The sequence below is a fragment of the Kitasatospora sp. NBC_00458 genome (assembly GCF_036013975.1).
Lineage (GTDB): Bacteria > Actinomycetota > Actinomycetes > Streptomycetales > Streptomycetaceae > Kitasatospora.
The window spans coordinates 1,139,669-1,163,502 of record NZ_CP107904.1; the positions used below are offsets into that span (position 1 = coordinate 1,139,669).

At 77.5% G+C, this 23,834-nt stretch carries 13 protein-coding genes; 4 read left to right on the plus strand and 9 right to left on the minus strand.

Annotated elements, in window-relative coordinates:
• Position 1 precedes the first annotated feature (1 nt).
• The 4 genes from OG550_RS03940 (at position 2) to OG550_RS03955 (ending at position 6,628) form a co-directional block, all read left to right on the plus strand.
• Entirely contained in the window at positions 2-2,497 is a 2,496-nt protein-coding gene (locus OG550_RS03940) for a GTPase-associated protein 1-related protein (RefSeq protein ID WP_327674527.1), read from the plus strand.
• Positions 2,494-4,389: a TRAFAC clade GTPase domain-containing protein gene (locus tag OG550_RS03945; RefSeq protein WP_327674529.1), complete on the plus strand. Its 1,896-nt coding sequence runs from the start codon at positions 2,494-2,496 to the stop codon at positions 4,387-4,389. The genes OG550_RS03940 and OG550_RS03945 overlap by 4 nt, the downstream gene beginning before the upstream one ends.
• A gap of 30 nt (positions 4,390-4,419) precedes the next feature.
• Complete coding sequence (locus OG550_RS03950; RefSeq protein WP_327674531.1) at positions 4,420-5,556, plus strand: hypothetical protein; 1,137 nt, start codon at positions 4,420-4,422, stop codon at positions 5,554-5,556.
• Positions 5,557-5,827: 271 nt separating this feature from the next.
• Complete coding sequence (locus OG550_RS03955) at positions 5,828-6,628, plus strand: endonuclease I family protein (RefSeq protein ID WP_327674533.1); 801 nt, start codon at positions 5,828-5,830, stop codon at positions 6,626-6,628.
• Between the two features lie 193 nt (positions 6,629-6,821).
• On the opposite strand, the gene OG550_RS03960 is transcribed toward OG550_RS03955, so the two are convergent.
• The 9 genes from OG550_RS03960 to OG550_RS04000 form a co-directional block, all read right to left on the minus strand.
• Complete coding sequence (locus OG550_RS03960) at positions 6,822-7,934, minus strand: hypothetical protein (protein ID WP_327674535.1); 1,113 nt, start codon at positions 7,932-7,934, stop codon at positions 6,822-6,824.
• A gap of 758 nt (positions 7,935-8,692) precedes the next feature.
• Positions 8,693-9,100 (minus strand): hypothetical protein, encoded by a 408-nt coding sequence (locus OG550_RS03965; RefSeq protein WP_327674536.1) that lies wholly within the window; start codon positions 9,098-9,100, stop codon positions 8,693-8,695.
• Positions 9,101-9,304: 204 nt separating this feature from the next.
• Positions 9,305-11,230: a N,N-dimethylformamidase beta subunit family domain-containing protein gene (locus tag OG550_RS03970; RefSeq protein WP_327674538.1), complete on the minus strand. Its 1,926-nt coding sequence runs from the start codon at positions 11,228-11,230 to the stop codon at positions 9,305-9,307.
• Positions 11,227-12,696 carry a condensation domain-containing protein gene (locus tag OG550_RS03975; RefSeq protein WP_327674540.1) on the minus strand — a complete coding sequence of 490 codons (1,470 nt, stop codon included), beginning with the start codon at positions 12,694-12,696 and terminating at the stop codon, positions 11,227-11,229. Before OG550_RS03975 ends, OG550_RS03970 begins: the two co-directional genes overlap by 4 nt.
• Positions 12,693-13,040 carry a phosphopantetheine-binding protein gene (locus tag OG550_RS03980; RefSeq protein ID WP_327674542.1) on the minus strand — a complete coding sequence of 116 codons (348 nt, stop codon included), beginning with the start codon at positions 13,038-13,040 and terminating at the stop codon, positions 12,693-12,695. The genes OG550_RS03975 and OG550_RS03980 overlap by 4 nt, the downstream gene beginning before the upstream one ends.
• Positions 13,037-13,264 carry an MbtH family protein gene (locus tag OG550_RS03985; RefSeq protein WP_327674544.1) on the minus strand — a complete coding sequence of 76 codons (228 nt, stop codon included), beginning with the start codon at positions 13,262-13,264 and terminating at the stop codon, positions 13,037-13,039. The genes OG550_RS03980 and OG550_RS03985 overlap by 4 nt, the downstream gene beginning before the upstream one ends.
• Positions 13,265-13,267: 3 nt before the next feature.
• Positions 13,268-16,525 carry a non-ribosomal peptide synthetase gene (locus OG550_RS03990; RefSeq protein WP_327674546.1) on the minus strand — a complete coding sequence of 1,086 codons (3,258 nt, stop codon included), beginning with the start codon at positions 16,523-16,525 and terminating at the stop codon, positions 13,268-13,270.
• On the minus strand, positions 16,522-18,138 hold the full coding sequence (locus tag OG550_RS03995; RefSeq protein WP_327674548.1) for a class I adenylate-forming enzyme family protein: 1,617 nt from the start codon (positions 18,136-18,138) through the stop codon (positions 16,522-16,524). The genes OG550_RS03990 and OG550_RS03995 overlap by 4 nt, the downstream gene beginning before the upstream one ends.
• Positions 18,135-23,750: an amino acid adenylation domain-containing protein gene (locus OG550_RS04000; RefSeq protein WP_442906129.1), complete on the minus strand. Its 5,616-nt coding sequence runs from the start codon at positions 23,748-23,750 to the stop codon at positions 18,135-18,137. Before OG550_RS04000 ends, OG550_RS03995 begins: the two co-directional genes overlap by 4 nt.
• Between the last annotated feature and the right edge of the window lie 84 nt (positions 23,751-23,834).

Sequence of the window (23,834 nt, forward strand, 5' to 3'; positions counted from 1 at the left end):
CATGCCGTTCCAGCAGCTCTACTACACCTCGTGCGAGCAGGGCCTGAGCGGCTTCGCCGGCTACCAGTTCAACGCCGTCAGCGCGGACGTCTCCGCCGAGACGATGCGCGAGGTGGAGGCGCTCACCGCCTACGAGCCGCCGCCCTCGCTGCTGTACTCGCACGCCCCGGAGGAGCTGGCCCGCTGCCCCGTCAACCTGGTCTTCGTCCCCGGACCGACGGTGCTGGCGGCCCGGGTCCGGTACGTCGGACGCGACTCCTCCCAGCGCTTCGGCAACTACTTCGCCCACGCCCTGACCAGCGCCGACTTCGCCCGGGACGGCGGCGGCCTGCTCGGCATCGAGCTCTGGGAGTCGCCGGTCTGGTCCTCCCGCCCGGCCGACCGGACCCGTCTCCCGGCCCTGGAGGAGCGGCCCGACGCCGGCCCGCTGACCCCGGGCGCGGTCGGCCGGTTCCTGGCCGCCCACCCGCACGCGGCGCTGCTGCCCGTCCTGCTGGAGGCCGCCCGGACGGCGCTGGCCGAGGACCGGTCGGTGCTGGTGGTGGACTCCAGCACCGACCGGATCGCGCACTGGTTCGCCGCCGCCTGCTTCCTGCTCCCGCCCCCCGTCGCCCGGCGGCTGTCCTTCGCCACCTACCTGCACCGCCCCGGGCGCGGCCGGCTGCACCTGATCGGCGGCCTCCCCGAGAACCGGATCGACCTGGGGCCCGACGACCAGGACGCCTACTACCTGCTGGACTTCGTCCGGGGTCTCGCCCCCGCACTGCCCGTGCACCCGCTGACCGGCCTGCTCGCCCGGGTCGGCCCGGCCTCCGCCCGGACCTTCTGGTCCTGGGCCGGCGAGTACCTGAGCGGCCGCGAACGGACCGCCGAGGACTGGCACGGCCCGGCCGCGGCCGCGGCGGCGGCCGGCGGCACCGCCCTCACCCCGGGCGACCTCGCCGCCCTCACCGACTGGCTGGCCGGCCCGGACGCGCCGCCGGCCGCCGCGCTGACCGCCGCGGTCCGCGACGTCCACCGCCAGCACCGCCTGGACCCGGAGCAGCTGAGGGCGCTCGGCCGGGCCGCCGCCCGCGGCGACGACCAGGAGCTCGCCGAGCAGCTGCTGGACGAGGTCCACGAGTCCGACATGCTCTGCTGCGAGGAGGGGGACGCGCAGGCCCTCCCGGCGGTCCGGCTCACCGACCCGGCCCGGCGCGAGCGGATCACCGCGCGCTGGCTGGCCAGGTTCCGGCAGGCCGACGCCGCCGGGGCGCTGCGCCTGCTCGGCTGGGCCTCCGCCGCCGGGCTGCGGCCACCGCCCGCCGAGCTCGTCCGGCGCTGCACCGAACTCACCGGGGAGCTCCTGGGCGCGACCGTCACCGGCAGTCCCTTCGCCGGGCTGGAGGAGCTGCTGACCGCCGCCGCCCGGCAGTGGCCGGAGTTCCGGCGCGGCCTGGTGGAGACGCTCGCCCGGCTGGAGGACTCGCGCATCGCACAGTTCCCCGACGTCCTGCTCGGCCTGCCGCCGGACCTGCTGGGCGAGGAGGACCTCACCGGCCACGACCGGCTCCTGGAGCACCACCTGGTGGCCCGGGCGACCGGGCGGCCCGAGCTCGCCGCCGGCACCCTGCTGCGCGTCCTCGCGCTGCGCCCGCCGGACGCCCCGCTGGACCTCCGGCTGCTCCGGCACCTCTGGTCGCCCCGCGCCCACTGGTCGCACGCCGAGGCGCTCGCGGTCGTCCCGGCGCTGCCGGCCACCCTGCGCTGGGACGACGGCGCCCGCAGGTGGCTCGACCGGACCCTGGTCCAGGACGTCGCCGACGCCGAGGCGCTGGACGGCTGCCTGCGCCTGTACGAACTGTTCGCCGCCGCACCCCGGGCCGACTGGCCGGGCGCCGACACCGCCGACTGCGTCGCCCGCACCCTGGGGATCCGCGACCGCCTGGAGCGGGCCGGGACGGCCGAGCAGCTCCTCGAACTGCTCGACGCCCCGCCGCCGGTCCGCTGGCACCCCGCCTGGGCGGTGCTCCGCCGCCGGCTGCCCGCCGCGCTGGCCGACCGGCCGGTGGCGCGGCCCGACCGGGTGGCCGCGGGCCTGTCCCGTCTGGAGTACGCGACCGCGCAGGCCTACCTGCAGCTGCTCCGGGCCGGGACCGCCCGCGTCAGCCGGACGAGCCCGGCCCCGGACACCCTGCTCGGCCACCTGGCGGCGGCCGCCGCCTTCCTGGCGCACCACCCGTCCGGTGTCCAGCTGGACCAGGTCCCCCACATCCTGCGGCACGCCCGCGAGCAGTGGCCGCAGGCCGACGCCGCCCGGCTGGCCCGGGCCCTGCGCCGGTACGCGCCGGTCGAGGCGGACCGGGTGGAGCAGCGGCTGGCCGAACGCCGGACCACCCCGCTGCGGCGGGTCGCCGGCCGGCTGGCCGCCCTCGTCCCGCTCCGCCGGCGGCGGCCGCGCGAGGACACCGCCCCGCCCGCCGCCCGCAGACCGCGCCCGCCCGGAGCCGCCGGATGAACGCGCTGTCGGAACTCATGGCGGTCTTCTTCGACCTGCTCGTCCCGCTGGTCCGCTTCCTCGCCCGCCTCGCGGTCTCCCTGGTGCTCGCCCCGCTGGTCGCGGCCGCCCGTGCGCTGCGGCTGCTGGACCAGCTGGTCCGGTCGTACGGCCGCGTGCTGGTGGACGTGCTGCGGCGGCGCGACCCGCAGTACCAGACGCTCCCGCTGCCCCGCCCCCAGGACGAGCCGCAACCAGCCCACCGCACCTACGCCTTCGGCCCCGCCCGGCGCGACCTGCGGCTGGTCGCCGCCCACGGCCCGCGGACCCACCGCCGGCTGACGGCCGACGCCCTGCGCACCGTCACCGACGGGCTGCGGGCCGACCGCGACGTCCTGCTCGCCCTGGCGGGCTACACCGGTGTGCTGGCCGCCGTCCTGGCCGCGCTGCCGCTGGTCGCCGCCGCGCTGCTGGCACACGCCCTGCTGGTGCTGCTCCTGCGGGCCGGCGGCGGGCTCGCCGTGCTCGTCCTCACCGGCCTCGACCAGCCGGCCGTCACCGCCCGGCGGCTGCGCCAGGGGGTGCTCTGCCCGCACTGCTTCGAGCGGGTGCGGCGGCCCGAGTACGAGTGCTCCCGCGCCGCCTGCCGGCGGCGCCACAGCGACCTGCGGCCCGGCCGGTACGGTGTGCTGCGCCGCCGCTGCCAGTGCGACGAGCGGCTGCCCACCACCCTGCTGACCGGCCGTTACCGGCTGCCCGGGTACTGCACCCACGGGCACTGCGGGCGGCTGCTGAGCACCGAGACCGGGCGGCTCGCCGAGCACGCGCTGCCGCTCGTCGGCGGCCGGGCCGCCGGCAAGACCCAGCTGATGGCCGCGATGCTCGCCGTCCTGCGGCGGACCGACCCGGACGGGCGGGCGCACGCCCGGTTCGCCGACGAGGAGACGGCGGAGCGCTACCGGCTGCAGCGCGAGGTGCTGGAGATCCGCGGCCACCCCCGGAGCACACCGCGGACCAGACACCGGGCCCACTCCGTGCTGCTGGACCGCGCGCGGCCCCCGCGGCTGCTGCACCTCTTCGACACCGCCGGCGAACACTTCGTCAGCCGCGAGGACGCCGACGCGCTCCGGTACGCCCGGGCGGCCCGGACCTTCCTGTTCGTCCTCGACCCGCTCGCCGTCCCCGGCTTCTGGGACCTCCTGGACGCCGGGCAGCGCGCCCGGCTGGACCGCACGCTCGCCTCCAGCGTCGATCCGCAGACCGTCTTCGGCCAGGCGGCCACCGCGATCGCGGCGATGGGAGTCCCGCTGCACCGCTCGCGGCTGGCCGTCGCGATCAGCAAGACGGACCTGCTGGACGAGGTGCGGCTGCTCGACGAACTGCCGGACGCCCCGGCGGCCGGCCGGGGCCGACGCCGGGTCCGGGGCCCGCGCCGCGGAGGCCGGACGCCCCGCGGCGGGGCCGTCCCGGCCGGTCCCGGCGGCGCTCGGGACAGCGACCGCGCCGCGCAGTGGCTCAGGGCGGAACTCGGGCTGGGCAACCTGGTCCAGGCGATGCACAACGAGTTCGGCGAGGTGCGGTTCTTCTTCACCGCCGCCGTCCTCACCGAGGACGGGTCGGTCCACCCGAGCGTCGCCCCGCTGCTCGACTGGTGCCTCGCCGACGGCCGCCGGGCCCGCGCCCGGGCCCGCGCCGCCGCGGCCGCCGTCCGGCCGGCCGGCGCCCCGGCCGATGCCCCGACCGCCGATGCCCCGGGCCCCGACGACCCCACCGCCCACGACCCGGCCGGCGCCCCGGCCGACGGCGCCCCGACCGCCGACGATCCGAACTCCGATGCCCCGACCGGCACCGCGTCCGACCCTCCGGCGGCCACCGGCCCGGGGGAACGGCCGACCGAGCGGAGCAGCTTGTGAACACCCCTCCTCCGTGCCATCGTTGGGGCCATGTCGAACCCTCCCGGCGACGGTCCACCGGACTTCGACCACGACGCGGTGCTCGCCGAGCTGCGTGCCGTCCGGCGGGCGGGCCCGGTCCGGCTCCGTGAACTCCGCCTCCCCCTGCTCGGCGCCCTGGCCGAGGCCCCCGGGGCACGCCACCCGCGCACCGTCGAGGACCTGCTGCGCCGGGCGGTCGCCGGACTCGACGCGGGCACCCTCCAGGAGGCCGCCCGGCACACCCTCGGCCTCGCCCCCGGCACCACCGACTCCCCCGCCGCCGACCGCCGCAAACGCGCCGCCGCCGTCTACGGGGTGAGCGTCGAACGGTTCCGCCGGCACCACGAACTCCTGCTCCTGGCCGCCGTCGTGGACGAGATCGGCCGGCTCGCCGGACAGCCCGCCGGGGCGCCGTCCGCCGACGGGCCCGCCCGGACCGCCGGGCCGGTCCACCCGGTGCCCGCCGCCGAGCACCAGCTGCTGCGGGTGCCGGTCCGCGACCGGACCGTCGCGGTGCACCTGCACACCCACTCGGTCGACCTGCTGCGGGACGTGGACGTCGTCGTCTCGCCCAGCAACGTCTACCTGGCGCTCGCCGAGGCCTACAAGAACTCGGTGTCCGCCGTACTGCGCCGGGCCGGTGCGGTACGCGGGCCGACCGGCGACCTCATCGAGGACCGGATCTCCACCGAACTGCGCCAGTGGCTCGACCAGTACCGCAGTTTCGGCCGCCCGGTGCTCGCATCCACGGTCGCCCCCACCGGCGCCGGCGCGCTCGAACGGCAGGGCCTGCGCCGGATCTACCACGCCGCCGTCGCCGTCCCCCGCCCCGGCACCAACGACTACGACGTCCTGCCCGCCGACGTCACCCGCGCCGTCACCCGCGCGCTCGCCCTGCTCGCCGAGGAGCACGGCGCCTTCGACCCGCCGCTCCGCTCGATCTGCTTCCCCCTCCTCGGGGCCGGGCGGGGCGGACTGCCGCCCGAGGCGAGCATCGCCGCCGTGTGGGCCGCCGTGGAGGCCGAACTCTCCCGCGGCGCACCCTGGGAGATCCACCTCGTGGTCCGCGATCCGGCCCGCGCCCGCACGGTCGCCCGCCACCTCCTCACCCCCCACGGCCTGCCGCTCCAGCCGGCCGCCTCCTGACCCTCCCGACCCTCCCGGCTCCCCCGCCCTCGCCCGTCCCCGGGCGGCCCCGGGCGGCCCCGCCGGGGCGCCGCGGACCGGCGGGAAGCCCTCCGCGTTCGGCAGGCCTCCGTATGCGAGAACGTCATGGAACGGCCTCCAATCGGTTACGAGAAGCGCCTCATTGACGTGTCATGCTCCCGGTAACACCACGTCAACACGCGTAGACCGCGGCCCGGCCCTCCCCGGCCCGCGCGGCCCGGCTCGCGTCGTCCGGGAAGGACAGCCCCTCATGTCCGTTGCACAGATACGCAGATGGAAGGCGCTGGCGGCCGCCGCCACCGTCCTCGTCGGCCTCGCCCTCCCCGCGGTCTCCGCCCCTGCCGCGAGCGCCGCCGCCGGCCCGTACGACGGCACGTACTACAAGAACGCGATCGGCAAGTCCGGCCCGGGCCTCAAGGCCGCGCTGCACACCATCATCGGCACCGGCCAGACCAGGATCTCCTACGACGCGGTCTGGAACGCCCTGAAGGTCCTCGACCAGGACCCGAACAACACCGCCAACGTGGTCCTGCTGTACAGCGGCACCTCGCGCTCCAAGTCCCTCAACGGCGGCAACGTCGGCAACTGGAACCGCGAGCACGTCTGGGCCCAGTCGCACGGCGACTTCGGCACCTCCCCCGGCCCCGGCACCGACCTGCACCACCTGCGCGCCGCCGACGTCCAGGTCAACGGCACCCGCGGCAACAAGGACTTCGACAAGGGCGGCAGCCCCGTCAGCGGCGCGCCCGGCAGCTACACGGACGCCGACTCCTTCGAGCCGCGCGACGCCGACAAGGGCGACGTCGCCCGCATGATCCTCTACATGGCCGTCCGCTACGAGGGCGACGACTCCTGGCCGGACCTGGAGCCCAACGACTCGGTCAACGGCAGCACCCGCTTCCACGGCCGGCTCTCCGTGCTGAAGCAGTGGAACGAGCAGGACCCGCCCAGCGACTTCGAGAAGCGCCGCAACCAGATCGTCTTCGACACCTACCAGAAGAACCGGAACCCGTTCATCGACCACCCGGAGTGGGTCGCGGCGATCTGGTAGTCCACCGGATCGGCCGCAGCGGGGCCGAGCAGGCCCGAGCGGGGCTCACCGCCGCGCTCACCGCCCTCGCGGTGCGCCGGTGCTCCAGTACGCCGGTGACCCCGCGGTTCCCCGGGCGCCGAGGCGTCCGGGGAACCGCGGGGCGGGGCGGCCGGACCCGGAGTGCTGCTCGCCCCGGGCCCGGCCGGCGGGATCAGACCACCGAGGTGTACGCGGTGAAGAACCGGCCCGGGACCGGGGAGCCCCCGCCGTTGAAGCAGATGGTGTACAGGCTCACCGTCCCCGAGGTGCGGTTCCACGGCAGCGCCAGGCCGCACCAGTCCGGGCCGGGCCCGAACGCGGTGACGTGCGCGGTGTCCGAGGGGACGCCCACGTTCGGGAGCGTGACGGTGTAGGGCACCGAGCCGGCGAGCGTGTTGGCCGGGCCGGTGGAGTTGAAGTTGCCGCCGGGCGGCAGGCCGCCGTTGAACCACAGGTAGCCGAACCGGTTCGGCGGGAACGCCGGCCCGTGCACCGCGCGCTTCAGCGAGTAGCTCAGCGTCCACCGCGTGTCGTACGGGGCGTTGGCCGCGTTGAAGCAGGCGACCACGACGGTCTGGCCGGTCGCCGAGGGCGCCCAGTCGGCCACCTTGCAGCGCGCGCCCTGGGCCGCGTCGACGGCGGTGACCTCGATGTTCCCGTCGTAGGAGGAGGAGCCCAGGCCGGGGAGCCAGGCCTTCCAGATCCCGGAGCCGCTGCCGCCCCAGCTCGACGTGTTGACCGCCCCGGTGGAGTTGTACTGGGTCAGCACCGAGCCGGTGGAGTTGGAGTAGAGGTAGCCGTAGCCGCCGCCGGGCGGGGCGGGCGTCCCGCTGCTGGTGGTGTACAGCACGGTGAAGAGGGTGTTGGCGGGCGCGCCGCCGGGCTTGTAGCAGGCCACCGCGACGTCCTGGCCGGTGCCGGCCGGGCCCCAGCCCTTGATCTGGCACCAGTTGCCGGTGCGGCCGACCGCGGTGGCGTGGGCGATGCCGCCGGAGCTCGCGATCAGCGGGAAGTGCACGAGGTAGGAGCCGACGCCGGTCTGGTCCACCTTCACCGGGTTGGTGGCCGGCGAGGGCCAGCTGCCCCACTGCCGGGTGGTGTCCGGGACGTAGCCGAGCGGCGGCGTCGGGTTGTCGAGGAACGCGAAGCCCCAGCGGTCGGGCACCGCCGCGGCGGCGCCGCCGGCCCCCGGGAGGCTGACGCCCACCAGTGCGGCCAGCAGGGCGAGGACGAGCAGGGCGGCGCGAACGGGTCTGACCCGCGGCGCGCGGGTGTCGACGTGCATGGGTGTACCCCCAGGGTGGTGAGGAAGGACGGGCGGCCTGCGCGGTGCTGCCTGCACTGCGGGCCCGCTCCCGGTCGCCGGGTCGGGCTCCGGCCGACGGGACGTCCGGCCCACGGGGCCCGGCGGTGCCCGGCGTCGGCCGGCAGTGTCGGGGGTCAGGCCCGACGGCGCTCACATCGTAGGGTCGCGCCATCCGGCGGCACAGGCCTCCGGCATGGGCCGACGGGTGCGTTGTCGGCCGATCCCGGCCCCGGCCCGGGCGCCCCTCCGGCGCCACCGGTCCCCGTGGCCCCACCGGCCACCGCGGCGCGCCGGAGCCGGCCGGCTCCGGAGCCGGTGCCCCGGCGCCCGGCCGCCCCAGTGGTACCGGCGCGCCTCCTGCGTCCCGCCCGTGCACGGCCGCAGCGGCGGCGCGCGGCGGCCGGGCGGTGGCCGGAAGCAGCCGGCCGTGGACGGGCTCCGGGGGGTCCCGGCGGGGGCGGGCGGAGTCGGACGAGGTGTGCGCGAGGCGTGCGCGGGATGTGGGGGTGCACGACGGGATCACGGGCGGGGACGGCCGGTTCGGCGCTTCCTCCGCGGAGCCGTTCGGGCCCGCCGGGCCCGCCGGCCGCCGGACCGTGGACGCCCGGCTCGTCCCGGGGCCCCGGCCGCCCCACGGACGTCCTGCTGCTCCGGCCACGCTGCTCCGGGCAGAGCTGCCCCGGGCACGGACGAGGGCCCCGGCGACGCCGCCGGGGCCCTCCGCGCGAACCGTCCGGTCAGGCCCTCGCGTCCGTGCCGGCGGGCGGCTGGTCGGTGGGCGGCTGCGGCGGGGCCGGGTAGGGCCCGCCCATGTACACCAACTGCTGCGGCCGGGGCGTGACGAGGGCTCCGGCGACGATCAGCCCGAGTCCGGTCAGGTGGAACGGCAGGGAGAGCAGGGTCGGGGCGTTGACCGCCGCGACGATCCCGTACTCGTCGTAGATGTCCTCCATCGCGAAGCCCACCAGCACCGAGACGAGGATCGGACTCACCGCCGTGACCAGGCAACCGATCATCGCCAGGCGGGCGTTGCGCCCCCTGCGGCGCAGGAAGGTGGCGGCCACCACGGCGCCGGCCAGCGGGACGAGGACGTTCACGGCACCCAGGATGATGCTGATCGTCCTGGCCGTCTCGTAGTCAGTCACAGAACTCCATCACGTGTCGGAACCTGCGGGCCGGGACGAGCACCGCAGGGCGCGAGGACAGCGGTCCGGACGGACCGGGTGCAGCCGGATCCCCTGCGGAGCCCCGACCGTCCCCTCCGAAGGACGGCCGGACCGGGACGCCCGGTTCCCCCGGTCACGGATCCCGGCGGCCCGTGACCCGCCGTCACACCGCGGGCCCCGCCGTCACACCGCCGGGTGACTCAGCAGCAGGCCGTCCGGCGAGACGGCGAGCAGCCGGCCGGCGAGGGCCGCGAGGGCGACGGCGGCCGGGAACGGCGCCGCCGGGCCGAACGGCGTGCCCGGCTCCGTGGTCGGGGGCCGGGTGGCGAGACCGGCCGGGGTGAGCGCGTGCAGACGGCCGTTCAGCACCGTCAGCGCGGTGGCGCCGGCGGCCGGTCCCAGCGGGCGCCAGGCGGTCCCGGGGCCGGACGCGGGGCGGTGGTGGAGGGTGTCGTCGTGCGGCGTGACGGCGAACAGGGTGCCGTCGCAGACCGCCAGCGCCGCCGTCCCGGGCGGCACACGGCCGGCGGGTGTCCACGGGGCCGCGTCGGGGACGGGGTCGCGGACCAGGAGCCGGTCGTCGTCGGTGACGGCGAGCAGGGCGAGCGGGACGGGGCCGGAGGCCTCGCGCGGGGCGGTGAGGCAGCGGATCCGGGCGGCGGCGCCGTCCGGCGGGCAGGGCGTCCAGGGGAGGTTCTGGTCGCCGGGCCCGCGGTGGAGCAGGGTGGTGCCGTCCGCGGCGACCGCGAAGAGCAGCCCCTCGCAGGCGGCGAGGGCGCGCAGGCCGGGCGCCCGCCCGACGGTGTGCCAGCGCGGGGCGGGCACCGCACCGCCGAGGCGGTCGAGGACGTTGCGGGTGATCCGGTCGACCACCGGATCGCCCAGGGCGCGGCCCCAGTTGATGGTGGCGGCGTTGAAGACGGTGCCTGCGCCGAGCCGGTGGACGCCCATGGTGGCCCAGCCGCCCTGCCCGTAGCGCCGCCAGTGCCGCAGGTCGGCGGTGGCGAGGACGGCGAAGGAGCGGGGGGTGCCGTCGCGGCCGGTGGCGCGGGGGACGCCCGCGGACCAGTCGAGTTCGGCGGCGTCGGTCTCGTAGCCGAGCGCGCCGCGGGCGAAGGCGTCCCCGTCGGCGAGGCCGGTGCCCTCGAAGACCCAGTGGTCGGCGAAGCGGACGGTGTAGGACTCCCGGCCGATCACGGCCATGCCGTCGCCCCAGGCACCGGCGCCGTGGCGGAAGCTGACGCCGGTCATGGCGTTCTCGGGGCGGTCGACCGGGGAGGCGGACCACTCGACGGTGGCGCGGCGCGGGTCGGTGGCGGTGACCGGGTCGGCGGCGGCGTCGCGGTGGCAGACCAGGGTCCGGCCGCCGTCCTCCAGCCGGATCTGCCACCAGGAGGTGTTGGCCGCGAAGAAGGCCAGGTTCCCGCCCCGGTGGGCGAACTCCTCGACGTTGTCCCGCATCCCGGCGGACCAGTACTCGTCGTGCCCGTTGACGACCAGCAGCCGGTAGGCGGCGAGGAGCCGGGCCCCGCCGGGCCGGTCGTGCAGGTCGAAGCCGGAGCAGAACTCGACCGGGTAGCCGGCCCGCGGCAGCCAGCGCAGCAGCGGTTCCTCCCACCGCTCGGGCGGCGGGCCGCCGCCGGGCGCGTCGAGGGTCACCCGGGCGGCCCGGTCCGGCTGTTCGGCGTAGTAGAGGCCGCGGCCGGGCTGGCCGGCCCGGTGGTAGGCCCGCCAGGTGGCGAACGGGACGGACACCAGGGTGGCGGAGGTGGCTCCGGGCCGGGCGGCGCGCACCACGAACCAGACCTCGTGCTCCGCGTCGCACTCGGGCGCGGGCCGCTCGGGGCGCTCGTCGTGGAAGCTCGCCCGGTAGAGCGAACTCGGCCAGCCCGCGGGCACGGTGAGGTCGAAGCGGGATCCGTCGACGGCGGCCTTGAACCGGACCTCGCCCGTGACCTCGTCGGTGACGACGACCCGCCCGCGCAGCGGCCCGCCGCCGTCGCCCGCTCCGCCGTCCCCGGCGGCCAGGTGGAAGCGGAGCCGGCCGCCCTGGACGCAGGAGGTGGACTCCGCCCAGGCCAGCGGTCTCGGGACGTGGTCCGCGCTCACCGGGCCGCGCTCCGGTACCCGGCGAGCAGGCCGGGCAGGTCGGCGAGCCTGGGCGGGTCCCCCGCGGCGGAGGCGACGACGACCTCCTCGATCGCCCGCAGGTGGGCGTGGACGGCGTCCGGGGGCAGGTGGGCGGTGTCGGCGGTGAGGGTGACGGTCAGGGCGGTGTCGTCGCCGGTCAGGTGGAGGCAGTAGCGGCAGGCGACCAGCTCCTGGGTGGCCGGGAAGTCGAGGACGGTGCGCCCGCGCAGCGCGGCGAGCTCCTCCCCGGTCGGCGGCGCCCCCTCCCGGACCGGCCGTTCGACCAGTCGCATGTCGTTGAAGCAGCAGTAGGGGTGCACCTCGGTGCCGCGCTCGCGGGCGATCCGGGCGAGCAGGGCGTCCCACTCCACCGGGTCGTAGGCGGCGGCCCGGTAGCCGGCCAGGGCGGCCCGCCAGGCGGCGGGGAGCAGGTCGGTGAAGACGGCCCGGCCGTCGGGGTCCGCGGGCAGGTCCAGCACGACCAGGGCGTCCTGGGAGAGGGTGCTGACCAGGTCGCGGTGGTCGCGCCCGGCGCGGTTGCCCGCGATCGGCATGACGGCCGCGGCCGGGTGGCCCCGGTCGGCGGCGACCAGCGCGGCCGAGGCGGCGAGCAGCACGGTGGACCCGCTGACCAGGTGGGCGGCGGCGAGCGCGTCGACCGCGGGCGGGAGCGCGGCGGAGACCAGCCGGCCGGTCCAGAACCGCGGCGTGCGCGGCTCGGCGACCGGCTCGGGGAACATGGTCGGCGGGATCCGCCGCAGGTCCGCCTCCCAGCGGGCCAGTGCGGCGGCGCCCCGGCGGCGGCCCGCCGGTCCGTGCTGCTCGTGCGCGAGGTCGTACGGGGTGTCGGCGACGGGGCGGCCCGCGGAGCCGCGCCGGACCAGCAGCCGCAGGTCGCGCACCAGCACCTCGGCGCCGTGCCCGTCGGACGCCAGGTGGCAGAGGGCGAGCACGGCGTGGGTGATCCGGCCGCCGCTGCGGACCGCGCCGATCCGGACCGGCCACTCCCCGGTGTAGTCGAACCGCCGCCCGGCGAGGGCGGTGAGCAGTTCCTCGGCGGCCCGCCCGGCGCGGGCCGGGTCGGGCTCGTCGCGGACGGTCACCCCGATCTCGCCCGAGGCGAGGAGGTGCTGGCCGGGTTCGCCCGCGCCGGAGAGGGTCAGGCGGGTGCGGAGCGCCTCGTGCCGGGCGAGCAGCGCGGCGACGGCCCCGGTGAACCCGGCCTCGTCGACGGGTGCGCCCCGGTCGGCGAGCGGGAGCACCCGGCCGAGGTTGAAGTAGTGGTCGTTGGGCGCGGTGCGGCCGATGGCGTGCCAGATGGCGCGCTGGCCCCAGGTGAGCGGGGCGCGGCCGGCCCGGCTGCCGGTGAAGGGGACGGCGAGGACGGCCGCCCCGGCGGGGGGCGCCTCGCGCAGGGCCGTCCCGGCGGCGGTGGGTCCGCTCATCCGGTGGGCTCCGCGCCCGACCGGCCGCCGAGTCGGCGGAGTCGCTCGGCCAGGCCGTCGAGGCCTTCGGCGTGGAGTGCCGGGTCGCCGAGGTCGATCAGCACCCCGAACTCCTCCTCCAGGCCGTCGGCGAGCCGCAGCAGGGCCAGCGAGGAGACCCCGAGCGCGGTCAGCGAGGCGTCCGAGGCGAGGAGTTCGGCGGTGCCGAGGGTGCCGTCGGTGGCCTCGGAGACCAGCTCGGCGAGGCGGCTGAGCAGCGCGTCGCCGGGAGCGGGGGCGTCGCCGGGCGCGGGGGCGTCGCCGGGCGCGGGGGCGGCGGCGGCCGTGTCGGCGGGGGCGCTCACCGGGCCGCTCCGCCGGTGGCGGCCGCGGCCTGCTCGGCGAGGCGGCGGCGCAGGCTGAGCGGGCGGATGTCGGGCCAGACCCGGTCGACGTGGGCGGCGCACTCCTCCTCGGTGCCGGCGAACCCCTCGGCGCGCCAGCCCGCGGGCAGCGGGGTGCCGGACGGCCAGAGGGCGTGCTGCTCCTCGTCGTTGACGACCACCTGGTACGGGGCTTCGGTGCTCACGGGCTACTCCTTGCGAAGGTCGGCGACGGCGGCGGCGACGCCGTGCACGGTCGGGGTGTCGAAGAAGACGTCGAGGGGGACGGCGACGCCGAGTTCCCGGCGGATCCGGGCGGCGATGGCGGTGATCAGCAGCGAGTGGCCGCCGAGGTCGAAGAAGTCCTCGTCCGGTCCGAGGTCGTCCAGCCGCAGCACCTCGCGCCAGATGGCGAGGACGGTGGCGGTGGTCGGGTCGAGGCCGTCAGGGCCGTCGGGGCCGTCGGGGCCGTCCGAACCGCCGTGCTCGGCGGTCGGGGCCGGCGGTTCCGCCCGGACGGGGGCCGGTTCGGGCAGCGCCGCGCGGTCCAGCTTGCCGTTGGGGGTGAGCGGGAAGGCGTCGAGCACGACGCAGGCGCCCGGCAGGACGGCGGCGGGCAGGGTGGCGGCGAGGTAGGCGCGCAGCTCGTCCGGCCCGGGCGGCGGCCCGGACGGGACGACGTAGACGGCGAGCCGGCGGTCGTCCTCGGGGCCGTGCAGGGCGGCGGCGGCCCGGGCGACGGCGGGGTGCTCGGCCAGCCGGGCCTCGATCTCGCCGAGTTCGATGCGGTGGCCGCGCAGCTTGACCTGGGTGTCGGCGCGGCCGACGTACTCCAGGGCGCCGTCGGGGTGGCGGCGGACCAGGTCGCCGGTGCGGTAGATCCGGGCGCCGGGCGGCCCGTACGGGTCGGGGAGGAACCGGGCGGCGGTCAGGCCGGGGCGCCCCCGGTAGCCGTGGGCGACGCCCGCGCCGCCGAGGTACAGCTCGCCGGCCAGCCCGTACGGGACGGGGTGCAGGCGCTCGTCCAGGACGTAGGCGCGGGTGTTGGCGAGCGGGTCCCCGATGCCGATCCGGCCGTCGGCCCCGACGGGTTCGGCGAGGGTGGACCAGACGGTGGTCTCGGTCGGGCCGTAGACGTTCACCAGGCGGGCGGTGGCGGCGGCCAGTTCGGCGGCGAGCGGGGCGGGCAGGGCCTCGCCGCCGGTGAGCGCGGTCAGGACGGGGGCCTGCCCGGCGGCCGGTGCCCCGAGTCCGGCGTCGAGCAGGACCCGCCAGCCGCTGGGGGTGGCCTGGACGTGGCTGACACCCTCGCGGGCGATCAGCCCGAGCAGTGCGGGACCGTCCCGGTGGGCGCCCTCGGGGGCGAGGACGACGCGGCCGCCGGTGGTGAGCGGGAGCAGCAGTTCGACGGTGGAGATGTCGAAGGAGAGCGAGGTGAGCCCGAGCCAGCGGTCCCCGGGGCCGGAGCCGAGGCGGTCGCGCAGGGCGGCGAGCAGGTTGGCGAGCGCGCCGTGCGGCACCTCCACGCCCTTGGGGGTGCCGGTGGAGCCGGAGGTGTAGAGGACGTAGGCGGGGTGGGTGGGCGAGGGGCCTGCGGGCAGCGCGGGCCCCTCGCCCGGTACGGGGGCCGCACCGCCGGGGGCGGGGACGGCGTCCGGGTCGGCGTCCGGGTCGGCGGGGGCCAGGTCGGCGGGCGTGAGGTCGCCCGGCCCGTCCGGCTCGCGGGTGATCCGCAGGGCGAGCCCGGCGTCGGCGCGCAGGAAGGCGAGCCGCTCGGCGGGGTACTCGGGGTCGAGCGGCAGGTAGGCGGCGCCGGCGGCCAGGGTGGCCAGGACGGCGACCAGCTGGTCCCGGCCGCGCGGCAGGGCGATGCCGACCAGTGCGCCCGGGCCCGCGCCGTGCCGGGTGAGCGCGGCGGCGGCGTGCGCGACCAGGCCGGCGAGCTCCCGGTAGGTGTGGGCGGCGCCGTCGGCGACCAGGGCGACGGCCCCGGGGGTCGCCGCCGCGCGGGCGGCGAACAGCGCGGGGACGGTGTCCTCGGCGAGTTCGGGGCGGGGTGCGGGCGCGGCGAGCTGGGCGGCCCGTTCGGCCGGGCCGAGCAGCGGCAGGTCCCCGACCGGGGTCGCGGGGTCGGCGAGCACGCCGTCCAGCAGGGTGCCGAAGTGGCCGGCGATCCGTTCGACGGCGCCCGGTGCGAAGGCGTCCGCCCGGTACTGCAGGCTTCCGGTCACCTCGTCGTCCGCGTCGACGAGCTGGAGGTGGAGGAGGTTGCGGGCGGTGCCGGCGAAGCCGGTCCAGCGGACGGTGGCGCCGAGCGCCTCCCCCGGGGCGGCCGGATCCGCCGTGGCGGCGGCGCCGAAGGCGGGCTCCGGTCGGCCCGCGGGCCGGCGGCGGTAGCTGACCGAGAGCGGGGTCAGCGCGGTGCGCGGGGTCAGGCCGCGGACGGCCCGGCCGAGCGGCACGGCGCGGTGCGGGTACAGGCCGCGCAGCCGGGCGCGCACGTCCAGCGCGAGGTCCGCGAACGGCTGCTCGGCCGACGGGCCGGTGAACAGCGGGAGTTCGTTGACGGCCAGGCCGACGGCGACCGGTTCGCCGGGCCGGCGGACGGACAGTTCGACGGCGGTGGCGGGCGCCCGGTCGCCGTAGCGCAGCAGCAGGGCGTGCCAGACGGCGGTGAGCAGTTCGAAGCGGGTGACGCCGAGCCGGGCGGCGGTGGCGGCGAGTGCGGCGTGCCGGTCACCGGCCCACCGGAACGGCACGGCCGCGCCGGGCGCGGGGGTGGTGCCGTGGCCGGGGGACTGCCGCAGCCCGGGCAGGACCGGCGGGCCGGGCTCGTGCCAGCGGTCGGCCCAGTAGGCGGTGGCGGCCGCGACGTCCTGCGGCGCCGGTCCCACGGCGGCGGGCGCGGCGGGCGCGGCGGGCGCGGCGGGCGCGGCGGGCGCGACGGGCGCGGCGGGCGCGACGGGCGCGGCGGGCGCGGCGGGCGCGACGGGCGCGGCGGGCGCGGCGGGCGCGACGTCCGCAGGCTCCCCGCGGTAGGCCGCGGCCAGGTCCGCGACCAGCCGGTCCTTGGACTCGCCGTCGAAGGCGAGGTGGTGCGCGGCGACCAGCAGCACGTGCCGGGACGGCCCGGTCCGGTACAGGGTGAACCGGGCGAGCGGCCCGGCGGCCAGGTCGAAGCGGGCGGCCGTCTCGTCGGCGAGCAGCTTGTCGAGTTCGTCCTCGCCGCAGTCGGCCAGGCGCAGCCCGGGCGCGGGGCCGGCCAGGACGGCGGTGCCGTCGGGGGCGATCCGGCTGCCGAGCGCCGGGTGCCGGCGGACGGCCTCGGCGCAGGCCGCGGCCAGGGCCGGGACGTCGAGCGGGCCGTCGAACCCGACGGTGACGGCGAGGTGGTAGGCGGCCGCGGCGTCGAGGGTCTGCTCGGTGAGCCAGATGCCGTGCTGGGCGGGGCTGAGGGGGGTGCTCATCGGGGTGCCTCGGGGGACTCGTGGGTCGTCAGGAGCCGGCGCAGTTCGCGTTTGAGGACCTTGCCGCCCTCGTTGCGCGGCAGTGCGTCGAGGAACAGGACGGTGGCCGGCAGTTCGTGCGCGGCGAGCCGGTCCAGCAGGGAGGCGCGCAGGTCGGCGGCGGTCGGTGCGCCGTGCGCACCGCCCTCGGCGGGGGTGAGGACGACGGCGGCGGCGACCACGCTGCCCAGGACGGGGTGCGGGACGCCGAACGCGGCGGCGTCGGCCACCCGCGGGTGGCCGTGCAGTGCGTTCTCGACCTGGAGGGTGGAGACCTTGTGGGCGCCGGACTTGATCACGTCCTTCTCCCGGTCGAGCAGGTGGAGGAAGCCGTCCGCGTCGATCCGGCCGAGGTCGCCCATCCGGACCCAGCGGCCCTGGAACACGGCCCGGTCGTGCTCGCCGAGGTAGCCGCGCGGGGCGGTCGGGGAGCGGAGCCAGAGCTCGCCCGGCTCCCCGGGCGGGACGGGTCGGCCGTCCGGGTCGGTGATCCGCAGGTCGGCGAGCGAGGCGGGCTGCCCCGGCGACTCCGGGTGCTCCGGGTCGAAGAGCAGGGTGACCTGGGCGGGCGCGGCCTCGGTGGAGGTGTAGTAGTTGGCGATCTGGGCGTGCGGGAAGGCCCGGCTGAGGGCCAGTGCGACCGGCTGCGGGAGGGCGGCGGCGGTGGAGCCGACCAGCCTGACGCCGTCCAGCGCGCCACCGCCCGGTGCGCCCCCACCGTCCGGTGCGCCCCCACCGTCCGGTGCGGCCCCGCCGTCCGGTGCGGCCCCGCCGTCCGGTGCGCCCGGGCCGGCCGCCGCGGCCTTGGCCAGGGCGGCCGAGCCGAGCAGTTCGACCGCCATCGCGGGGACGAGGAAGACGCTGCCGACGCGGTGTTCCGCGATCAGCCGGAGGAACCGCAGCGGGGTGAACTGCGGGGCGGCGACACAGGTGGCGTGCGCGTCGAGCGCCTTGACCAGCATCGTCTGGCCGGCGTTGGTGCCGACCGGGAAGGCGTGCAGGAAGGCCTCGGAGTGCCGCAGCGGGCGGCGGCGCTCGTCCAGGGTGCAGCCGTGCGCCAGGTTGGCGTGGGTGGCGGTGACGCCCTTGGGCGTGCCGGTGGTGCCGGAGGTGTAGAGGATCTGGGCGGGAGCGGCCGGATCGGGCGCCGGGAGGCCCGGGTCGGCGGGGTGGCCGGCGGCGTCCGCCTCGGTGAGCACCGTCACCCCGGCGGCGGCCGGGCCGGCGTCGGCCGCCCCCGCGTGTAGCAGGAACCGGGCCCCGGAGTCGGCGAGGGCGTGCGCGGTGACGGCCGGGGCGAGCCGGTCGGAGAGCGGGACGGCGACGCCGCCGGCCCGCAGCACGGCCAGGTGGGCGACGGCGTAGGCGGCCCAGTCGGCGGTGCCGTAGCGCAGGCCGACCCGGTCGCCGGGGCGGAGGCCGGCGGTGCGCAGGGCTCCGGCGAGCGCGCCCGAACGGGCCTGCCAGGAGCCGAAGTCGAGCCGGTCGGGGCCGTTGGCGACGGCGGTCCGCCCGGGGTGGGCGGCGGCCCGGTGGGCGAGCAGTTCGGGCAGGGTGGCGGGGGCGCGGTTCACTCGGCGCCCGCCTTCGCCCGCGGTGCGGGGTCCGTGTGCACCGGGTGCGCCGCGTCCGTCCCGGTCCGGCGCGCGGCCTGCCCGGCGGCCTCCTCGGCGGCCCGGCGGGCGGCCGCGGCGCGGGCCCGTTCCCGCAGGCCGACCAGGTCGTCGGGTTCGGCGTCGGGCACGTCCCGGTCGAAGCGGGCGAGCGCGGGCAGCCGCAGCCCGACGAGGACCAGCACCAGCATGGCCAGGCCGAACAGCACGTACATCAGGGCGATGCCGCGCCCGGGCCCGGTGCCGATCAGCGGGCCGAAGACCGGGGCGAGCGCGCCGCCGGGCTCCATCAGCGGGCCGAACACGGCCGAGCCGAGCGGGGCGATGACGCCGTGGCCGAGCGGCAGGGTGGACCAGGCCACCAGCGTGTTGAGCGCGAAGACCCGGCCGTGGAACCGCTGCGGCACCTTGACCTGGACGATCGTCGAGTAGACGCCGTTGACCAGCGAGAGCGCGAAGGACATCCCGAACGCCCCGGCGGCGATCACCCAGAGCCCGGCGTGCAGGCCGGTGACGGCCCCGGCCAGGGCGAGCAGGGCGGCCAGGCCGAGCATGCCGCGCAGCCGGTGCCGGCGCGGCCCGCCCCAGAACCCCATCGCGACGCCGCCGAGCAGCGCGCCCGCGCCGCCCGCCACGGCCACCCGGGCGGCGCCGTCCAGGTCGTCGAAGGCGAGCACCATCGGGGTGACGAGCAGGAACAGCGGGGAGAGGAAGACGTTCAGCCCGGCGAACCAGAGCAGCATGGCCCGGAACCCCCGGTTGCGCCAGGAGTAGCCGAAGCCCTGCTTGATCTCCTCGGTGAGCGACTCGCGCCTGGTCCAGGGCAGCGTCCGGGGGAACCGCACCACGAGCAGGATGCCGATCGCGAGCGCGTAGCTGGCCACGTCGATGATCAGGATGCCGCGCAGGCCGATCGCCGACATCATCGCCACCGCCACCAGCGGGACGACGAACTGCGCCGCGCCGAAGGCCAGCTGGACGATCCCGTTGGCGTGTCCCAGGTACTGCTTGGGCACGATCTGGGGCACCGCGGAGGCGTAGGCGAGGCGTTGGAAGGTGAGGGCGACCGAGAGCACGCCGAGCAGCACGTAGACCGTCCAGGAGTGCAGCTGCCCGGCGAGCAGCAGCGCGAGCATCGCGGCCTGGGTGGCGCCGGCCGCGACGTCCCCGGCGAGCATGACCCTCCGCCGGTCGAGCCGGTCGACCAAGGCGCCGGCCAGCGGGCCGACCAGGATGCCGGGGAGCATGGCGACGACGGCGTAGAGCGCGTACCGGGCCATCGAGCCGGTCTCCAGCAGGATCCAGACCGGCAGCGCGAACTCGGTGAGCGCCGAGCCGGTGATCGAGACCAGCTGTCCGGCGGCGACGGCGAGGAAGCGGCCGAGGCCGGGCTGCGGGCCGTCCGCCTCCGGCTCCCCCGCGGCGGCGCCCACCGCCGGGGAGCCCGCCGGACCTGCTGCCGGGGCCTCCGACGGGGAGCCCGCCGCGGTGCCCGCCGCCGGGGCGGGCGGGCCGGTCTCGCCGTGGAACCACCAGGAGTTCTCGGGTGCCCGGCCCGGCAGGGCGCCGGTCTCCCCCGCCAGGACGGCGCGGTGCACGGTGGTGACGGCCTCGGCGACCTCGGCGGCCCGGTACTTGACGAAGAAGTGCCCGCCCTGGTCGAGCACGGCGACGGCGGAGCGCTCGGCGAGCAGCAGCCACTCGCGGTAGCGCTCCTGGTAGAAGTCGGCGGCCGGGTCGTGGTCGCCGACCAGCGAGACGAGCGGCGCGCGCAGCCGGGGCGCGCCGGCGGCGACCTCCGCGATGGCGCGGGTGAAGTACGCCTCGGCGGCCTTCGAGTCGCGGCGCATGTTGCCGACGATGAACCGGATCTGGTCCTGGTCGAGTTCGGAGGTGTCGACGCCCATGCCGGTGAGCCAGTTGACGTAGACCCGGTCGCCGAGCAGCGGCTCCAGCGAGGCGAGTCCGCTGAGCGCGGTGAGCACCCTGCTGCGCGGCTTGGCGAAGGGGAACTGGGCGCCGGCGTACACCGCCTCCAGTTCGCGGCCGGAGGCCTCCAGCAGGCGGGCGGTGGCCACGGCCAGCGCGGTGCCGACGCCGCAGTGGCCGTAGACGACCACCGGACCGTCCACCCGCTCGCGCACCTCGGCGGCCAGCTGCTCGGCCAACTCGTCGAAGGGGACGTGCTGTTCGGTGACGCCGATGTCGTGGCCGGGGATGGCCACCGCCCACAGTTCGGTGTCGGCGGGCAGCAGGTCGGCGACCGGCTGGTAGACGACCGCGCTGCCGCCCCCGTACGGGACGCAGACCAGGGTGAGCCGGCGGCGGTCGGCGGGGACGGGCCGGGTGAGGCGGTGCAGGAGCCGGCGCGGGCCGCGGTCCTGCTCGTCGAGGGAGGCGAGCGCGGCGAGGTCGCGGACGGTGCGGCAGGTGAAGAGGTCCATCACGCTGACCGGGCGGGCGCCGGCCTCGGCGAGCCGCCTGCGGGCCTTGGCGACCACCTGGGTGGCGAGCAGGGAGTGGCCGCCGAGGTCGAAGAAGTCCTCGTCGGTGCCGACCTCGGGCAGGCCGAGCACCTCGGCCCAGATCTCGGCGAGCACCCGCTCGGCGGGAGTGGCGGGTGCGGTGGCGCCGGCGTCGCGGCGCAGCTTCGGGGCGGGCAGGGCCCGGCGGTCGAGCTTGCCGTTGGGGGTGAGCGGCAGGGCGGGCAGGACGGCGAAGGCGGTGGGCACCTGGTGGTCGGGCAGGCTGCGCTTGAGCGCGGCGCGCAGCGCGGCGGGGTCGGGTTCGTCGGCGCCGGGCGCGGGGACGAGGTAGCCGACCAGGCGCTTGTCGCCGGGCCGGTCCTCGCGGACGACCACGGCGGCGTCGGCGATGCCGGGCCGGGCGCGCAGGGCGGCCTCGGTCTCGCCGGGCTCGATCCGCAGGCCGCGGATCTTCACCTGCTGGTCGATCCGGCCGAGGTGTTCGAGGGCGCCGTCGGGGCGGCGGCGGGCGAGGTCGCCGGTGCGGTAGAGCCGGGAGCCGGGCGGGCCGTAGGGATCGGGGACGAAGCGGGCGGCGGTGAGGCCGGGTCTGCGGTGGTAGCCGAGGGCGACGGCGGTGCCGCCGATGTGCAGTTCGCCGGGGGCGCCGGGCGGCACCGGGCGGAGCGCCGCGTCCAGCACGTACAGGCGGGTGTTGTCGATCGGCAGGCCGATCGGGACGGTCTCCGGCGGGCCCTCGCACTCCCAGGCGGAGACGTCGACGGCGGCCTCGGTGGGCCCGTACAGGTTGGCGAGTGCGCAGCCGGGCAGGCGGGTGGTGAACTCCCGTGCGGTGTCGGGCGGGAGGGCCTCGCCGCTGCAGACCACGCGGCGCAGCGCGGTGCACTGCTCGATGCCGTCCTCGGCGAGGAAGACGGTGAGCATCGCGGGGACGAAGTGGGCGACGGTGACGCCGGCCCGCACGATCAGGTCGCGCAGGTAGCCGCTGTCCTTCTGGCCGCCGGGCTTGGCGAGGACGATCCGGGCGCCGGTGGTGAGCGGCCAGAAGAACTCCCAGACGGAGACGTCGAATCCGGCCGGGGTCTTCTGCAGGACGGCGTCCCCGGGGCCGATCCGGTAGGCGTCCTGCATCCAGTGGATGCGGTTGGCGATGGCCCGGTGGGTGTTGGGGACGCCCTTGGGGCGGCCGGTGGAGCCGGAGGTGTAGATCAGGTAGGCGGTGTCGTCGGGGGCGGGTCCGGCCGGGCCGGCGGCTCTGCTCCTGGCCTTGGGCCACTCGCCGGGGTCGTCGAGCAGCAGGACCCTGGCGGTGCAGCCGTCCGGGACGGGGAGGCGGCGCTGGGTGAGCAGGACGGGTGCGGCGCTGTCGGCGAGCAGGAAGGCGAGCCGCTCGGCGGGGTAGTCGGGTTCGAGGGGGGTGTAGCCGGCGCCGGTGCGGAGCACGCCGAGCAGGCCGGCGACGAGTTCGGGCGAGCGTTCGGCGCTGATCGCGACCAGGCTGCCGGGGCCGACGCCCTCGGCGGCGAGGCGGGCGGCGATCCGGTCGGCGGCGGCGTCGAGCTGGCGGTAGGTCAGCGCCGGCTTCCCCTCGAAGGCGACGGCGACGGCGTCCGGGGTGCGGGCGATCTGCTCGGCGACCAGGGCGGTCAGCGTGGTGTCCGGCCGGTCGACCGCGGTGTCGTTGAACTCGTCGATCTCGAAGGCGCGTTCGGCGGCCGGGAGGTCGTCGAGGGCGGACAGCGGGGTGTCGGGGTCGGCGGCGACGGCGGTGAGCAGCCGGCCGAGGTGTCCGGCGAGGCGGGCGACGTCGGCCTCGGCGAACAGGTCGGTGTTGTAGTTGAACGAGCCCTGCAGGCCCTGCGGCCACTCCTGGAGGAAGAGTTCCAGGTCGAACCGGGTGCCGCTGGCGCGCACTCCGAACGGCGCTACGTCGAAGGGAGGTTCGCCGACGGCCTCGCGCTGGGTGGCGTAGTTCTGGACGGCGAGGACGGCCTGGAAGACCGGCGGCCGGGTGACGTCGCGGGGCACCTTGAGCTCGGTGACCAGCTGGGCGAAGGGGAGCTCCTGGTGGGCGTAGGCCTCCAGGCAGGTCTCCCGGGTGCGGCGGAGCAGCTCGGTGAAGGCCGGGTCGCCCTCCAGCCGGGCGGGCAGCGCCAGCACGTTGACGAACATACCGACGAGCGGTTCGAGTTCGGGCTCGGGGCGGCCGGCGATCGGCGAGCCGACGGCGAAGTCGCGCTGGCCGCTGTAGCGGGAGAGCAGGGCCTGGAAGGCGGCGAGCAGCACCATGTGCACGGTGGCGTCGTGCCGCTTGCCGAGGGCGGTGAGCCGGTCGAGCAGCCCGCGGTCGACGGCGAAGCCGTAGCCTGCGCCGTCGAAGGTCTGCCGGGGCGGCCGGGGGCGGGAGAAGGCGAGCTCCAGCGGTTCGACGCCGGCCAGTTCGCGGGCCCAGTGCGCGACCTCGGCGGCGAGCCGCCCGCCGCTCAGCCGCTCGCGCTGCCAGATCGCGAAGTCGCCGTACTGGACGGCGAGTTCCGGCAGCGGGTCAGGGCGTCCGGCGGCGTACGCGGCGTAGCCGCGGAGGATCTCGCCGAGCAGGACCTCGCTGGACCAGCCGTCGCTGACGCTGTGGTGGACGACCAGCAGCAGGACGTGGTCGTCGGCGGCGAGGCGGATCAGCAGGGCGCGCAGCAGCGGGCCGCGTTCGAGGTCGAAGGGGACGGCGGAGGCCTCGTCGACCAGCCGCTCGGCGTGCGCCTCGTCGTCGGCGTCGGCCACGGTGAGCGCGGCCGGGCCGGGCGGGTCGACGGCCAGCACCGGGCGGCCGTCCTCGGTGGCCGGGTAGCGGGAGCGGAGCGTCTCGTGCCGGGCGACCGAGGCGTCCAGGGCGCGGCGCAGCGCGTCGGCTTCCAGCGGCCCCCGCAGCCGCCGGACCACCGGGATGTTGTACGCGGCGGTGCCCGGTGCGAACTGCTCCATGAACCAGAGCCGTTCCTGGGCGAAGGAGAGCGGCACGGGCGCGTCGGCGGCACGGCGCCCGATCGCCCGGCGCGGCGCGGTGCGGGCGCGCAGCCGGCGGCTGAGCAGTTCCCGCTTGGCGGCGGTGAGGCCGGCGGCCGGGGGCGCCGGGGGCGCGGTGGCCGGGGTGGCGGCGTCGGGCCGGTCCGCCGG